This is a genomic window from Cylindrospermopsis raciborskii Cr2010 (assembly GCF_003367075.2).
Taxonomy (GTDB): domain Bacteria; phylum Cyanobacteriota; class Cyanobacteriia; order Cyanobacteriales; family Nostocaceae; genus Raphidiopsis; species Raphidiopsis raciborskii.
On record NZ_CP065936.1, the window covers coordinates 2,177,493 to 2,193,750 of the forward strand.

At 39.5% G+C, this 16,258-nt stretch carries 15 protein-coding genes; 10 read left to right on the forward strand and 5 right to left on the reverse strand.

The window, feature by feature from the left end; all coding sequences use genetic code 11:
* Positions 1–82: 82 nt before the first annotated feature.
* The gene (locus C6N34_RS09855; protein WP_115538064.1) at positions 83–901 is read left to right on the forward strand and encodes a Tic22 family protein; all 819 of its coding nucleotides are present in this window, start codon (positions 83–85) and stop codon (positions 899–901) included.
* On the forward strand, positions 898–1,791 hold the full coding sequence (prmC, locus tag C6N34_RS09860; protein ID WP_115538063.1) for a peptide chain release factor N(5)-glutamine methyltransferase: 894 nt from the start codon (positions 898–900) through the stop codon (positions 1,789–1,791). The genes C6N34_RS09855 and prmC overlap by 4 nt, the downstream gene beginning before the upstream one ends.
* Here prmC and tsaE read toward each other — a convergent pair.
* Both tsaE and C6N34_RS09870 read right to left on the reverse strand, forming a co-directional pair.
* Positions 1,776–2,216 carry a tRNA (adenosine(37)-N6)-threonylcarbamoyltransferase complex ATPase subunit type 1 TsaE gene (gene tsaE, locus C6N34_RS09865; protein WP_102938484.1) on the reverse strand — a complete coding sequence of 147 codons (441 nt, stop codon included), beginning with the start codon at positions 2,214–2,216 and terminating at the stop codon, positions 1,776–1,778. The genes prmC and tsaE overlap by 16 nt on opposite strands.
* Before the next feature lie 18 nt (positions 2,217–2,234).
* Positions 2,235–3,605: a gluconeogenesis factor YvcK family protein gene (locus C6N34_RS09870; protein ID WP_006277855.1), complete on the reverse strand. Its 1,371-nt coding sequence runs from the start codon at positions 3,603–3,605 to the stop codon at positions 2,235–2,237.
* A gap of 148 nt (positions 3,606–3,753) precedes the next feature.
* Here C6N34_RS09870 and ruvC point away from each other — a divergent pair, with 148 nt between their 5' ends.
* Genes ruvC through C6N34_RS09890 form a run of 4 tightly spaced genes read left to right on the forward strand, consistent with a single transcriptional unit; the run spans position 3,754 to position 7,149 of the window.
* Complete coding sequence (ruvC, locus tag C6N34_RS09875; RefSeq protein ID WP_181883988.1) at positions 3,754–4,254, forward strand: crossover junction endodeoxyribonuclease RuvC; 501 nt, start codon at positions 3,754–3,756, stop codon at positions 4,252–4,254.
* A gap of 28 nt (positions 4,255–4,282) precedes the next feature.
* On the forward strand, positions 4,283–4,888 hold the full coding sequence (locus C6N34_RS09880) for a cytochrome b/b6 domain-containing protein (protein ID WP_057179092.1): 606 nt from the start codon (positions 4,283–4,285) through the stop codon (positions 4,886–4,888).
* A 41-nt stretch (positions 4,889–4,929) separates the two neighbouring features.
* Complete coding sequence (locus C6N34_RS09885; protein ID WP_115538062.1) at positions 4,930–5,679, forward strand: molybdopterin-dependent oxidoreductase; 750 nt, start codon at positions 4,930–4,932, stop codon at positions 5,677–5,679.
* Positions 5,680–5,718: 39 nt separating this feature from the next.
* Entirely contained in the window at positions 5,719–7,149 is a 1,431-nt protein-coding gene (locus C6N34_RS09890) for a bifunctional orotidine-5'-phosphate decarboxylase/orotate phosphoribosyltransferase (RefSeq protein WP_115538061.1), read from the forward strand.
* 26 nt (positions 7,150–7,175) lie between these two features.
* Here C6N34_RS09890 and C6N34_RS09895 read toward each other — a convergent pair whose 3' ends face one another.
* Positions 7,176–7,970: a hypothetical protein gene (locus C6N34_RS09895; protein ID WP_231922609.1), complete on the reverse strand. Its 795-nt coding sequence runs from the start codon at positions 7,968–7,970 to the stop codon at positions 7,176–7,178.
* Positions 7,971–8,355: 385 nt separating this feature from the next.
* On the opposite strand from C6N34_RS09895, the gene C6N34_RS09900 reads away from it, so the two are divergent.
* Both C6N34_RS09900 and modB read left to right on the forward strand, forming a co-directional pair.
* On the forward strand, positions 8,356–8,613 hold the full coding sequence (locus tag C6N34_RS09900; RefSeq protein ID WP_057179095.1) for a hypothetical protein: 258 nt from the start codon (positions 8,356–8,358) through the stop codon (positions 8,611–8,613).
* Positions 8,614–8,741: 128 nt separating this feature from the next.
* Entirely contained in the window at positions 8,742–10,637 is a 1,896-nt protein-coding gene (gene modB / locus C6N34_RS09905) for a molybdate ABC transporter permease subunit (protein ID WP_115538060.1), read from the forward strand.
* Here the strand turns inward: modB and mltA are convergent, their stop codons facing one another.
* Entirely contained in the window at positions 10,638–11,924 is a 1,287-nt protein-coding gene (gene mltA / locus C6N34_RS09910; RefSeq protein ID WP_057179097.1) for a murein transglycosylase A, read from the reverse strand.
* A 52-nt stretch (positions 11,925–11,976) separates the two neighbouring features.
* Complete coding sequence (locus C6N34_RS09915; RefSeq protein ID WP_115538059.1) at positions 11,977–13,287, reverse strand: proton extrusion protein PcxA; 1,311 nt, start codon at positions 13,285–13,287, stop codon at positions 11,977–11,979.
* A 38-nt stretch (positions 13,288–13,325) separates the two neighbouring features.
* Here C6N34_RS09915 and C6N34_RS09920 point away from each other — a divergent pair, with 38 nt between their 5' ends.
* The gene (locus C6N34_RS09920; protein WP_082604716.1) at positions 13,326–15,500 is read left to right on the forward strand and encodes a hypothetical protein; all 2,175 of its coding nucleotides are present in this window, start codon (positions 13,326–13,328) and stop codon (positions 15,498–15,500) included.
* 76 nt (positions 15,501–15,576) lie between these two features.
* Positions 15,577–16,242 (forward strand): peptide-methionine (S)-S-oxide reductase MsrA, encoded by a 666-nt coding sequence (msrA, locus tag C6N34_RS09925; RefSeq protein ID WP_057179100.1) that lies wholly within the window; start codon positions 15,577–15,579, stop codon positions 16,240–16,242.
* Positions 16,243–16,258: the final 16 nt, after the last annotated feature.

Sequence of the window (16,258 nt, forward strand, 5' to 3'; positions counted from 1 at the left end):
TGTCAGGAAATTAATGTCAAGGGGTGTGAGGATTTTCCTCCACCCGTTTTTGGTAATAAAGCGCAATTAGACAAAATTAGTTATGAAATCATTTATCAGGTCATTAGTTGGTCCGGGTATTAACTTGAGTTTGATCGCAAGTACTTTAGGGCTTAGTTTAAGCCATAGTGGCACCGTATTTGCCTTACCACCACAAGAAATTAAGGGTAAATTAGATGCAGTTCCAGTGTACTTGATAACTAATGATCAGGGTACACCTTTAAGTCGCATGATGTCTTCCCAAGATGGAAAACAGGAGAGAGCAATAACGGATGTATACATGAGCCGTCAAGAAGCTTTAAACTTTGTGCAAAAGTTTAGGCAAATCCGAGGGAAAGACAAGGATCGAAAAACCCAGGAAATGCTCAAAAAGTTGCAAGTTACTACCGTACCTTTGGGACTTATATATCAAAAACAGCAACAACAACAAAATCAACCCAATCAACTTTTGTTTTCTTTTAACCCGGTGTCCCAAGAAATGACGGGAGCAGCACAGCTGATGAAAGCTAGTGGTCAACGGGTAGAGCAGTTAAAAAGTGTGCCGATTTTTACGGTCATATCTGGGAAGGATAAAAGTCACATTACTATTCAAGTAGGTGGGGAAAAACCTCAAACCATAATTCCTTTGTTTTTTAGCAAGCAAGATGCCCAAAATTTACTGACTAAGGTCAAAGGAAAGTTCCCCCAGGCTTATATTCAAGTTGTAGGTGTGGACGGATTAATTAATACCTTGACTCAAAAGAACGATGATTGGTTAAAACAGCTGGTTTTGATTCCATCTCCCGAATCCAGACAACACCTTAATAATCTGCGTTCCAATAGCGCCCAGCCAAAAACCATACCCCCAAAACCACGCTCATGATTAATCAACTAACTAGTGGAATTGAACTATGGAAATGGCGAAATTCCGCTATAACCACTGCTTTAGGTAAGGGGGTTTCTCCACGAGAGGTGGATTGGCTATTACAAGAGATAGCAGGACTAGATAAGTTAACACTGCGGTTGGAATCTTTTAAACACTACCAGGAAATGACCATGGTGCTATCCCTAGCTGAATTAGATAGTCTGTGGCAAAAGCGGTTACAACAAAGAGTGCCAATTCAGTATCTTGCAGGTAGAACCCCTTGGCGAAAATTTACCCTTGCTGTGTCCGACGCAGTTTTAATCCCTAGACCAGAAACGGAGATACTCATTGACTTGGTGATGGAAGCTGCTAACCAAGACCTGCAATCTGGAATCTGGGTGGATTTAGGTACTGGTAGTGGAGCGATCGCCCTGGGTTTGGCAGAGGTATTGACAAATGCTAAGATTTATGCTACAGACATAAGCGAACAGGCTTTGGCAGTTGCTAGGACAAATGCAAGGAATTTGGGTTTTACACAGCGGGTGGAATTCCACCAGGGGTGCTGGTGGGAACCTCTAAATCACCTCCAGGGTAAAATTAGTGGTATGGTGTCCAATCCACCTTATATTCCTAGTGATATGATAGGAACCCTAGAACCGGAAGTAGTCAAGCACGAACCCCATTTAGCTTTAGATGGAGGTGTGGATGGTTTGGAAGCAATTCGTTATCTAGTAGAAGTTTCTCCCCACTATTTGCTCCCGGGCGGTGTATGGTTAATCGAAATGATGGCTGGACAAGACGAAGCAGTTAGAGAAATGCTGATAAATAATGGCAATTATTCCCATATTTCTATTCATACTGACCTAGCTGGAATTAAGCGTTTTGCTCTAGCTCACTTGTCAAGGTAGTCAGAGCTAATAATTTCTACATAACGGGAGTTATCTTTTTCATAAGTCAGAATCAGCTTTAAATAGCTATGAGGTAGGTATGGCATGCGTTCAGGCCATTCAATAGCCACAATTCCCGGGGTAGTGTCTATTCCTTCCCAGTAGTTTTCTAAATAGAGATTGGCTACGTCCTGAGGTTCTAAGCGATACAAATCCAGGTGATAAAGAGGTAGAATGCCATCAGTGTATTCATTAATTAGGGTAAAGGTAGGACTGACAATTGGGTCACTGATACCTAAACCTTCCCCTATAGCTTGCACCAGAGTAGTTTTACCTGCACCTAAATCGCCCTGTAATAAAATTACCGTACCTGGCTTCAGGGTTTTTGCCAAATTAATGCCAAATTCCCGTGTAGCTTTTGCATCTTGCAGGTAGATCCTAGTCATAAGAATAATTTGTGGATCCTATTTTTTACTCGCAGCACCATACCATTTTAATAGAACCCTAGCCAGTTTTTGGGGGTCATGACGAACAAAACCCGTTTCGTCCTCATATAGTATATTAGCAGGGACAATGCGTCTTCCTAGTTGGGAAATAGCTTCCGTGTCCAGAAATACCGGGTGGGAATTTTGCTGAGCATAGCGGATTAAAGCTTGAGCCGAGGGACTTCTTCTATGTACCAGGACAGCATCGAAAAGTTTGCGATCGCCACAAGCATGGTCAATAGCCCGAATGTGTTCAGATACACTGTAGCCTTCCGTTTCTCCTGGTTGGGTCATAATATTACAGATATAAATGCGAGGTACATTAGCAGAGGCGATCGCCTGAGTGATTTCAGGTACTAGCAAGTTAGGGATGAGGCTGGTATATAAACTACCAGGTCCAATAATAATATAATCAGCATTGCGAATAGCCTTAATAGCTGCGGGTATGGCAGGAGGATTAGCGGGAATACAGCCAATCTTGACAATTTTACCTCCAGCCTTAGGAATACTAGATTCCCCTTCTATACGACGACCATCAGCCATTTCCGCCCAAAGGCGAACATCACTCAAGGTAGCAGGTAGAACCTGTCCTCTAACCGCCAATACTTTAGAGCTAGCTGCCACTGCTCGTTCTAAATCGCCGGTGATGTCACTCATAGCAGTTAAGAACAAATTACCAAAGCTGTGTCCTGTTAGTCCATCACCAGCTCGAAAACGATATTGAAATAATTCAGTTAATAACTTTTCCTCATCTGCAAGAGCAGCTAAACAATTGCGAATATCACCGGGTGGTAAAACACCGAATTCCTGACGTAACCTACCGGAAGATCCACCATCATCAGCAACAGTGACAATCGCAGTAATATTGGCGCTATAGGTTTTTAGTCCCCTTAGTAGGGTAGAAAGTCCAGTACCACCACCAACAACCACAATTTTTGGACCTCGATACAAACGATGATGTGCTAAAATCACATCTATGAGTTCCTCTTGGGATCCCTGTGGTCTTAAAACTTGAGTAATAGAACCCACCGTGCGAGATTGTCCCCACAGCACTAGGAGTCCACCCAATAACAAAACTAAGGGTCCACTCACATAATGGGGTAAAATGTCTGTTAAAAGGGCCAATAAACCCTTGAGTAACTCTAAGATCCAAAAGATGGGGGTTAGCTTCATCCAAATGGCCAAACCTAAAATGGCTAGGAGGACACCGCTGACAGTGACCATAAACCACCGTTTAACCGATATTCCAGGAGATAACCATTTAAACCATTGGTTGACCCGATGGGTAGTGCTGCTATATGGTTGGTTGTGTATAGCATTAATAGCCTGTTTCAGAAAACCGATGGACATACCTAAAAATGGAGTATGGTACAGGAAGTGTTTAAAATTATATACTATCTGGTATTTAATCCTTCACGATTTGGCCATTGCTAACCGGAAACTCCCAACCAAGTCCTGGGTCAACCAAATTTCTATCCAGAAACCGGAATTATTATTTATGACACGGCAAATTTTAGGATTAGATCCAGGATTAGCAATAGTCGGGTTTGGTGCGATTTCCCTGGAGCAAAGGTCAGCCAAAATGTCGGATACCACCATAAAAATGGTTGATTTCGGTGTGATTCGCACCCCCTCTGATATGGAAATCACCCAACGACTATGTACCTTATTTGATGATTTACACACCCTCCTAGACCAACTACAACCAGATGTAGTTGCTATTGAAAGGTTGTTTTTTTACCGAATGGCCAACACAATTTTAGTAGCACAAGCAAGAGGTGTGATCATGTTGGTTTTGGGACAACGGAGACTTCCCTATTTGGAGTTTGCCCCTCCCCAAATTAAACAGGCTTTAACCAGTTATGGCAAAGCTGAAAAGATAGAAGTACAAGAGGCTGTGATGCGGGAGTTAGATTTAGAAGAAATTCCTCAACCTGATGATGCAGCAGATGCCCTAGCTTTAGCTTTAACCGCTGCATTTAAATTAACAGATGACTAATATAAACATGAGGCAGTAAAATTTGAATATGGATATAGATAGGAACTCCACCAGAAAAACTCAGAAATTGCCCAAGCAAGATCTTGCGGTCAAAATATTTCACAGTTTGAATATAGTCAGTCTTTTTCTGATGATTACTAGTGGACTACAAATTTACAATGCCAATCCGGTTTTTGGTGGTCGTGGAGGATTACACATTCCCCCTATTTTTACCTTAGGAGCTTGGTTAGCAGGGGGTAGACACTGGCATTTTGCAGCTATGTGGCTATTTTCAGTGAATCTTTTTAGCTATGGAATGTACATTTTATTGACCAGACGTTGGCAACACAGATTTGTGGGGAATAATGACATTAAAGCCTTGCAGAAAACCGACAATATTAAACGTCTTACCTATAGCTGGCATCGGATTGTTTACACAGCTATTATCCCCATTCTTTTGTTAGCAATATGCACGGGTATGGGGATGTATAAACCAGCCCAATTTCCATGGCTAGTGGATATATTTGGCAACTGGCAAGGATTAAGAATTGTGCATTTTGCTTCCGTACCGTTGATAATTATATTTGTAGTCATTCATTGGCAACTAGGTAAAAGAGCAGGAGGAGATAAATTAATTGAATCCATGTTTTGGTAGACTGGTATTTTTAATTAATTGAAAATCATTGAACCATAATCATGAACCATAATCAAAAGGAAATAGAAAGAGAGCTAATTAAGGTCATCAATCCGGAAGTATCCCGCCGTCAGTTTTTAAAAACATGGGGAATTTCAGGTATGGGTTTTTTCCTAACTGGTTGTGGTACACCAGCATTAGAAGACTTAGTGGGCAAAATATCAGAACCATGGAATCAAAAAGTTGAGCAGTTAATATTTCAACCACAAAAACCAGTACCGGAATTTAGCTCCAATCAAATTGAACCAAAATCCCTAATCATTAACAGCTTTCGGGGTACACCGATTATTGACCTAGAAAAATATCGTCTGATTATTGACGGTCAAGTTAATCATCCCCTAAACCTGAATATGAGGGAAATTCAAAGTTTACCTTACACATCCATGATTATTCGTCATGTTTGTGTAGAGGGATGGGCGGCCATTGTACAATGGGGAGGGGTTCGTCTGCGTGATTTACTTGCTTTGGCTCAACCCCATGTAAATGCAAAGTACGTATATTTTCAATCAGCAGATGGTTATTACGAGAGTTGGGATTTACCTTCTGTCACCCATCCACAAACCTTGTTGGCCTACGAAAAAAATGGCGAGAAATTACCCAGAGAAAATGGCGCGCCCTTGCGATTAGCTACACCAATTAAATTGGGTTATAAACAAAGTAAATGGGTAACAAGAGTGACCTTAACTTCTGAACTAACAAATTTTAAAGGTTATTGGGAAGACCAAGGTTATGAGTGGTTTGCAGGATTGTAAGTAAGAACAGTTCAAATAAAATACAATGGTGGGTGAAAAATGATTTTTTTAGATAAATTAAACCAAAATATTACTGACAAACAGAGTCTGTTTTTTGTAGGACTTGACCCTAACCCAGAAATGATTCCAGAGCGTTATCAAGGCTCTGATTTGCTCGCCAGTTTAGAGAACTGGTTACAATTTGTGATTGCGGAAACTGCAGATTTTGTTTGTGCTTACAAACCTACCCTGGGCTTTTATCAAGCTCTAGGAGTCAGAGGTATAGAACTGTTAATCAAAATAATGGCATCTATTCCCGGGGAAGTTCCCATTATTTTAGATGCTAAACATGGCGATCTCAATACTACCAGCATGTTTGCCCATTCCATATTTGTAGATTGGGAAGTTGACGCGGTAACATTAAATCCTTATGCTGGACAAGACCATATTGCACCATTTTTAGTATATCCCGATAAAGCTGTCTTTATTTTATGCTGTACTTCTAATCCTAGTGCAGCTATTTTACAACAATACCCTACTACTTCTCCCTTTTATTTGCAAGTAGTCCAAGAGTCCAAAACTTGGGGAACTCCTGAACAGTTATGTTTGGAAGTAGGAACAACCAATCCTGAAATTTTAAAATCTATTCGCGCTGTCGCACCAGAAAGAATAATCATGGTACGAAGTGTTTGGTCACAAGAGAATAGTATTCAACCAATTTTGGCAGCGGGTTTAGACAATCATGGTGATGGATTGTTAATTCCGGTTCCTCAAGATATGTTAAGCAGCACTAACCTATCCCAGGAAATTCGCTCTCTAAGGACGGAATTGAACCAAATTAGAAGCGATTTGATTAATTCTACTTCTAGTTGTGATGTGTGGTTTCCCGATGTCAATATAAAGGATAAACACCCCCATCAGGACTTAATTCTACAACTTTTTGACATTGGTTGTATCATGTTTGGGGAGTTTATTCAAGCATCGGGAGCCATATTTCCCTATTATATTGACTTGCGGAAAATTATTTCCAATCCCCAGGTATTTAGTCAGGTGATTGGTGCTTATGAGAAAATACTAGCTGGTTTGACTTTTGACCGATTAGCTGGTATTCCCTATGGTTCTCTACCTACTGCAACCGGGTTGTCATTAAGATTAGGTTATCCCATGATTTTTCCCCGCAAGGAGGTGAAAGCACATGGTACACGCAAAGCGATTGAAGGAAATTTTCTTCCCGGAGAAACCATCGCAGTGGTTGATGATATTCTTATTAGTGGTAAAAGTGTAATGGAAGGAGCTGAAAAAATTAAATCTGTGGGATTAAGGGTCAATGATATTGTAGTTTTCATTGACCACGAAAAGGGAGTGAAAGACAAACTAAAAGAAAACGGTTATTGTGGTCATTCAGTATTAACTATTTCCGAAATTGTTAATACTTTACATGAAGCAGGAAGAATTAATCAACAGCAGTTGTTGGCTTTTCAACAAGAGTAGTTGCAATCTTCCCATCTTTTTAGTTCTTAACTACCGTAAGGTAAGGATGAGTGATGCAATATAATACGTAACTTACCGCTACTATCTTTTATGAAACCCCAAGTTTTATCCACGCTTGTAACCTTACCAGACTTGTCAGTCAACACCACAGTTGCTAGACTCATGGCCGTGTCACCATTAATGAAAATTCCAGCATTACGGATTTCTACTTTACGCCACCCTTTGAGAGCAAAACCACTATCGGAGGGGAATGCAGGATCACCACCAACAAAGTAAGCAAGAGCACCTTGGCGTGTGGTGCGGTATGTTTGTGGTGGTTTTGCTAAAGTTGGTTTAAACAATACTGCTCCAAACTGATAGCCATAAGCTTGGTCAATAATTTTTCCTGCTAATTCCCTAGCAGCAGCTATTCCCTTTTGTTCATAGGTAGTGCTGATACTAACTAATGCATCTCCCCAAGCCTTTTGAGCAGCTAATACCTGTGCCTCAGTAATAGATATATTAATTACTCTTGGTTTTTCAATGGATGCAGCTGGGCGGGTATTAGTTGTATTAGTTTGGGCATTAGCAATATTTGAGTTTGCAACTGGACTAGCAATCAACAATGCGATCGCAGCTGCGGTGACAGAAATATTGGTATGTAAATTCTTTCGGAAGTTAGGTTGCATATTATAGAGTAAATTAAATGACCTTGACAATCTACCACAATCCCAAAATTGAGTCCAATAGTTATCATCTATGATTACCATCAATGAGTAAAACTTGGGAACAAATGGGCTTTTTTTGCCTTTTTTACCAAATTTGGGTGAAATCGTAGTCATTGTTACATCCACTGAAAAAAACCGTGGTTAACATGAAAAAAACTTAGTACCGAGAGAAAGCATTTTGACAGCAACTTTTGAAAACTCTCCTGTTAGTACCTTTGCAACCGCTCATTAATGTCTACCCAAACCTACCCAGATTGTTAATATCTGGGTAGGTGGGGTGAGCGTGCATGACTCTGCCATAAAAAAGAGTTACCTACCATCAGGTAAATTAACTCCAGTTTGTAGCTCTGTCGGTAACTTCAACAAAAGGCGAGACATCTTAGAAAACCCCAAATTTTAGGTCAAATTTTAAATAGGAGCTGATGTTTTTCCACAATTTTCCTTGAAATCTATATTTTTGCCCTCACACGACTGTGTATAATATTCCAAGGAGTTGGCGATGATTCGACAAATGTGTTGGTTATCTAAATTTAGCGGTGATGGGGAGAAAATCTTACACCTGCAAATTGCTGCAGGTCAACCATGGCGACCTTATACAGCTTTTCCGCAATTTTCCGTTCCTGATTATCCCATACCTGGTGGGTCTAAGGGGTGGGCAACCTATCAGAAACTATTGAAAGCGGGTTGGACCTTGGTTCCCAGTGCTAGAGCAGAGGAGTTTAGTCGTGATTTAGTGGAGTCAAGTATACAGAAATAATTTAACCATACTAAAAATAGCCACATCTTTACCATGGGGAGTATATTAAAAATATGCTTAGCATTTCCTCATGGTGCTATTTTGAGTAATTTTGGTAGCCATTGTGGGAATTAATACAAGTTAAAATTATGCCACAGGACTTATCACCCCTTTGGATATCTCTAAGAACCTCCGGTTTAGCAACCCTCATTACCTTTTTTTTAGGTATTGCTGCTGCTTACTGGATGTTAGGATATCAGGGTAAGGGAAAATCTCTGATTGAGGGAATATTGATTTCTCCCCTAATTCTACCACCCACAGTTGTGGGTTTTTTGTTGTTACTATTTTTTGGTAAACATGGTTTTGGTGGTAGACTACTACAGTCTTTTAACATCACAGTTGTTTTTACCTGGTATGGTGCTGCTATAGCTGCAACAGTGGTTTCCTTCCCCTTAATGTATAGAACTGCTTTAGGTGCTTTTAATCAAATTGATGCTAATTTATTGCGAGTAGCAAGAACCCTAGGTGCTGGGGAGTGGAAGATATTTTGGCGAGTTAGTTTACCTTTGGCTTTTCCTGGAATTTTGGCCGGTGCAACATTAGCTTTTGCTCGTGCTTTGGGGGAATTTGGTGCTACTTTAATGATAGCTGGTAATATTCCTGGACAAACCCAGAATATACCAATGGCAATCTATTTTGCTGTGGAAGCTGGAGATACACAAGAAGCTTGGTTTTGGGCTGTATTTATTTTGTCAATCTCTTTGTCAGGGATAATGCTGACTAATTTTTGGCAAGAAACGAAACATTTTGTCAATTCTCAGATTACTTCCCAGGTTAGTGGTGAGAATTTTCTCGACCAGGGTTTTCAAAAATCTGCGGAAGTTTCAGAATCTTCACAATTATGGGGATTACAAAATACTTCTTTTGATCCAGTTGATAATTTAAGTGTTGCCCAATTATTCATAGATATCGAGAAAAAATTGCCCAGTTTTCATTTACGGGTGAATTTTACCACCGATAATCAACCTTTGGGTTTACTGGGTGGTTCCGGTGCGGGAAAAAGTATGATTTTGCGTTGTCTAGCAGGAATTGAAACACCCTCTCAGGGAAAAATTATCCTCAATGGTAGAGTTTTATTTGATTCAGAGCAAGGTATTAATCTTCCTAGTCGTGACCGAAAAATTGGGTTTTTATTTCAGAATTATGCCCTGTTTCCCCATCTGAATGTGGCTCAAAATATTGCTTTTGGTTTACCTACAGGATTATCCTCCCATCAGGTTAAATTACAGGTAGAAAAACAATTAGGGGATATGCAGTTATGGAGTTTAGGTAATCGCTATCCCCACCAACTTTCTGGAGGACAACAACAAAGAGTAGCTCTAGCTAGAGCTTTGGCCAGTCACCCAGAAGCACTACTGTTAGATGAGCCCTTTTCCGCTCTTGATACCTATTTACGCAGTCATTTAGAGCAACAAATGACAGAGACTTTAGCTGATTATGCTGGCGTGACTTTATTTGTCACCCACAATATGGAAGAAGCTTATCGGATTTGTCCTAATTTATTGGTTTTGGAAGGAGGCAAAATAGCACAATATGGATCCAAATCTGAGATTTTTCAACACCCAGTAACTATTAATGTTGCTAAAATTACCGGTTGTAAAAATTTCTCTCCTGCTATTATCACCAGTTCTCAAACTGTGGAAGCAGTAGATTGGGGTTGTGTTTTGGAAGTTGAGGAGTTTTGTGCCAATCAACTATCTGATGTTCCATCTCATGTTGGTATTCGGGCCCATCAAATAGTTTTTAAAAACAACCTCCCACAAAAAGATCTCCCCAGCAAAAACATCTTTCCCTGTTGGTTGGTGAGAAGTAGTGAAACTCCCCACCGGGTAACTTTATTTTTAAAGTTATATTCACCAGGAAAAAATATCCATGACTATCACCTACAAGCGGAAGTTTATAAAGAAAAATGGGCGACAATAAAAGACCAAGATTTCCCTTGGTATATATATTTAGACCCTCACAGACTAATGTTAATGCAGTAGTTAGGGTTTTACCGGTGGTAGAGATTTCAGCAAGGGATAAAATAACTGCCCATCACTTACTGTCACACCCGCACGACTTCCCGCAACATCACCAGTGCCCAAATAGTAATCTACCCTACCTGGTCCCTTAATCGCACCACCTGTATCTTGGTCTAAAACGAACCGACTAACAATGCGATTTTCCAACTTGCCATTTTCTACAAAGGGAAAAGGCGCACGAATTAATGCTAAAGCACCCGGAGGCATTAAGGATTTATCCGTAGCTATAGAACGTTCTGGAGTTAAAGGTACACCCACATAACCATAAGCAGGTTCCCCGTGTGTTTCTTTAAAGAAAACAAAGCTATTATTTTTGGGGAGGTAAATGTTTAAATCTTGTGGATATTTGTGAAAATACTCAAAAATTTTCGGCATGGTTACACCCTTTTCGGGTAGCTTTCCTGCTTCTATTAATGTACGACCTAGGCTTTTATAATTATGGGCTGTGTTCCCTGCGTAACCTATACTTGTTTCTGTGCCATCTGTTAATTTTAACCGAGCAGAACCTTGAATTTGAATAATATAAGGTTCAAATCTATCTCTTAACCAAAATAATTCTAATCCCTTTAATTTGCCCTGGGAAGCTTGTAACCCATCTGCACCTTCTAATTCTAGTCTGGTGGGGTGAGGTTTAGACCATGATGCTAAATCAGGTGGCAATCTATAAACGGGATATTTAAATTCTGGTGTGGGTTTGCGACTCGCTACATATAATGGTTCATAATAAGCAGTGAACAAAACTGTTCCCTGATTATCTCTACCAGTTGATTGATAGTAAATGAACTCTTTGGCAATGGCTTGGTGTAATTCCTGAGCAGAATTGGTGGATAATAATAATTCCCTAAATCTTTTCAAGCTATGATAGACTCTGTATCTGGTAATCCCTGGATTCTTATGTTTTTGATAGGCGATCGCAGCTCGACGGGTTTTTAAAAATTTTAAGCTTTCATCTGTAGCTTTTAAAAGCTGTTCTCTATCAGCTACTTCTTCCCCCGTACCACCAAAGATTCTTTCATCCAAACAAGAGGGATCATTTTCACAACAACCAATGGCAAATCTTTTTACGAGTGTTGGTAGCTTGCTGCTATTTTCAGCCTTGACATCTCGGGGTAAATCCCACTTACTGACTTCACAACCAGCAGGAACTTTATATTGATTGGTATCGATATTTTTAGTTGACGGAATTTCTAAAAAAAATATCGTTAAAAAGAATGGTAAACTGACGGTTGTTTGAAATATTTTTCTCATGATTTGGTTAGGTCTAGGGATGGAAACAAAAAATAATCAAGAAATAATCAACTTACTCGTTCATATTGTGGTAAGTCGCAACAGCAGAGGGAGAAATGCGGTTCAAATAACGGAAAATCCAATATTTGAATATTGTATCTAAAATTACTGGAAATGTGGCAATAAATAGAAAAATAAAATCACGGTTTGCAGGTAAACCCCAATGATGTGATAATCCTTCCAAAATCACCTCCCACCCATGGGGGGAGTGGAAACCGACAAATATATCAGTAAATAATATAATGATAAATGCTTTGGCACTGTCACTTAATCCATACACTACATAATCAAAAAAGTCTTTTAGAACTAAAATAGAAGATTTACTAGTCAGTAGCAAACAGATAAACGCAAAAACTGATAGAATATCACAAAATACATTCTTAATCGCATTTGACCCAGATTGGCGAAATTCTCTGGCTATTTCCTGAGCTTTTTCGGACATCTTAGCTTCTAATACCGTTGATGATAAAGGTGGTGTATTAGTAATCATGCTTTCAAATTTAATCCTTTCTGCAAACTTTTCTAATTCTGTTAATGCTTCCTCTTCCATTTCTTCGTTAATGAAAATCTGTTGTGATTCTTCCTGTCTTAAACTATCAACTATGGGACCCACCACTAATACTTTAGATATTTGATATGTGAGTAAAGGTACGATAATTAATAGCAAGATAAATCTGATGGAGATAATTGTCATTTTCTGGGTTTGACGAAAGCTCCGCACCACTTCCACTTCCGCATTGGGATCTAATTCTGTTTGCAGACGACTAATGGTAGTGAAAATAGATCGTGGTAAAATACTTGTGGAGTTTGCTTTTCTTTTTGGTTTCTCCCCATGGTTTTTACTGGAACCTACCATTTCTCCTTGATTACGACCTTTATCCCCTACTCCATCAGAAGACTCGTTGACAAAACTCATCACAGAAGTGTCTAACTGCTCACTTTTGTACTTGTTAACCACCTGATCTATAAAGTCCAGTTTTTGTAAAACTATGGTGAGACTAGAATATTCTATACCCGCTTTGTCCGCTGCTGCTTGTTTACTTTCATTGGAAAACCACCGACTGGCTTTAAACTCCGTTAAGCGCATTCGCACATTTTTCAATAGTTTGTTTAAATCAGACTGAAAGTAGTCCATTACACTACTGCTATAAAGGTCAGCATTTCTGGAAATTTTATTACCATTAAAATGTTGACGTTCAATATCCTGAATTTTTAATGCTGATTTATATGCTTCCTCTAAAGCACGCTCTGGTGTTAGTAAGTACCAGCGGTAAGTAGAAAGTAAAGACAAGTATATTTTTCGACCAAACACAGAATCATTCATTGGTGACTGATGAGATTTAAGAAACCGGGGGAAAGGGAGTGATTAGGAGTAAGTTAGTGGTTTTTGATTCTATCTGGGTTGTGGGTGCAAGTCGTAGTGGTAAAACTACTCGTTTAGCTCGGTATTTTGCTGATTGGGTGGAAAGCAAACCAGAGATATGGACATTTTATACGAAAAATTCAAATTCCAACCAGTGCGAAAACAGAATTCAAACTCTAAATCCTTTATGGAGAGAACCTCGAGTTTTAGTTTTAACATCTAATCATGATGGTCGCGTATATTTAAGTAATAAAATTGCTACCTTGAACAAAAGCAAATATATACTAGAAACAAAAACCACATCGGGATTTATACAAGATGAAGTGATGTTATTTTGGCCCTTAATAGTAGAGATGCTAGAAATCAAAGCTCAATTTCCCTTAATATTACGTCCAGAGACAGAGCAGGAACTAGCTACAAAGCTGTGGAAGTCGGAATTGAACGCCCTAACGAATGGGGGAACCAGTCAATATCGTTTAGTGAGACGGATATTAGATTTATGGCAATTGGGGACCTATGCTGGTATTGCTGGTGAGGATATTGGAGAGATTTTTTACCAAGGTTTAGAAAAAGACATTCACACTTTAGATTTAGAGGCGGAACTTTTAACATCTTTGTTAGTAGGTTGGCGTCAGTGGTGTTTACAAAGAGGATTGTTAACTTATGGTTTAATTACAGAACTTTATTACAAGTATTTATTTAAAAATATTCAGTATCAAGAACATTTAAAAAAGCGTTATCAACTAGTCATAGCTGATGATGTGGACAATTATCCAGCCATATATTATTACCTATTGGAGTTTTTGTTAGACGAAGGAGCAGTGGGAGCTTTTGGCTATAACCCCTATGGGTGTGTCAGATTGGGTCTGGGAGCTGACCCAGAATTTTTAAAAAGACTAGAAAGCCGTTGTCAAGTAGAAAATTTAGTCTGTGATGGAGAAGAAAATTTAGTCACTGAACTAGCTCAACCAATGATTAAACTAGTCAGAGAAGAGATGATAATATTCACATTGCCTAAGACAGTAGAGAGTATTCAAACAATTTCTCGTGCAGAACTTTTACAACAAACAACCCAGCTAATAATTAGAGAAATTACAGCAGGTAACATCCAACCAGAAGAGGTGGCGATTATCGCACCTGGATTAGATGCGATCGCCCGTTATCAGATCATAGAAATTCTTACCAAACACCATATCGAAGTAGATTCCCTAAATGAACAGAGACCATTAATTAGTTCCGCTAATGTTAGAGGATTATTAACATTACTAACTTTAGTTTATCCAGGACTAGGGAGATTGGTAAATAGAGACCAAGTAGGGGAAATGTTAGTAGTGCTGAGTAGAAATTATAGTGATAAACATAGAATAGAAGAAGACGGAGAGAATCAAGAACAAAAGAATCGGATTGATCCAGTGCGTGCGGGAATAATAGTGGATAATTGTTTTGTTCCCGATCTAGAGAACCCACGCCTATTGGATATTAGAGTCTTTGATCGTTGGGATAGAATTGGCTATGTAGCCAGCACAGCTTATAGAGAGATATTAACATGGATAGAGCAGCAGCAAAATCAACAAACCCAATCCAGCACACCGGTTTTTCTGTTATATGCAGCCATGGAGAAATTCATTTTTAAAAACCAAACTCCCTCATTTGGCATCCTATCAGAACTCAGAGAACTATTAGAAACTGCCCAACACTACTGGGAAATAGAACAAAGAGTCAGGCAAACTGAATATCCCCCCCACGACCAAAAGAGACTAACCAACAGCATCAATGAATTCATTAGCCTATTGCGTCAGGGGACAATTACAGCTAATCCCTATCCGGTGCGCACCCTAGGACAAAGCAAAAAAGCCATTACCCTAGCCACAGTATTTCAATATCGCGCCAGTTATAGATATCACAAATGGCACTTTTGGATGGATATAGGTTCACCACTATGGTCTAAAGGTGGTGCAGCCAGTTTATTCGGATCCCATATATTTTTACAAGATAGAAGAGGAAAATCATGGACAGCAGCAGATGAAGACACAGCTGAAACCCAAAGACTAGAGAGAATCATTGTGGATTTACTAGGAAGAGTTTCAGAAAAAATTTACCTATGTCACAGCGATCTAGCAGTTAATGGACAGGAGCAACTCGGACCTCTATTACCTTTAATTTATAGCCTTTGAGTAAATGATTTTAGCAAGTCCTTAATTATAATATATAATATGGTAAATAAAGATCTAAAAAAAAGACAGTCAAACAATGGGACTATTTGGATTTAATAAAAAAGTAGCAATGCCAACACCTGAGCAAGCTTTGCCAGGTCGCCAACAAAAAATGCCCGTACCTGCAACCCATTACGTCAATAATAACCCCTTACAACCTCCCTTTCCTCCAGAAATGGAAACTGCCATGTTTGGCCTGGGTTGTTTTTGGGGTGCTGAACGTAAATTTTGGCAACAACAGGGAGTCTATAGCACTGCTGTAGGGTATGCTGCTGGCTATACCCCTAACCCTACCTATAGGGAGGTGTGCACGGGAATGACTGGTCACAACGAGGTGGTACTTGTGGTCTTCAACCCAAAGATAATTACCTATTCCCAATTATTAAAGGTCTTTTGGGAAAGTCATAACCCCACCCAAGGAATGCGTCAAGGTAATGATGTGGGTACTCAATACCGCTCTGGAATTTATTCATATTCCCTAGAACAAAGAGAGTTGGCAGAATCATCTATGAATGCTTACCAACAGGCTTTGACAAATGCAGGATATGGCAAAATCACCACAGAGATTTTGGATGCACCCGAGTTCTATTATGCTGAAGATTATCATCAACAGTATTTGGCCAAAAATCCCGGTGGTTATTGCGGTTTAGGTGGTACTAATGTGTCTTGTCCCGTTGGTGTTTTTCCAACCTCAGTCAGTTAAACGGGAGAACTATTGA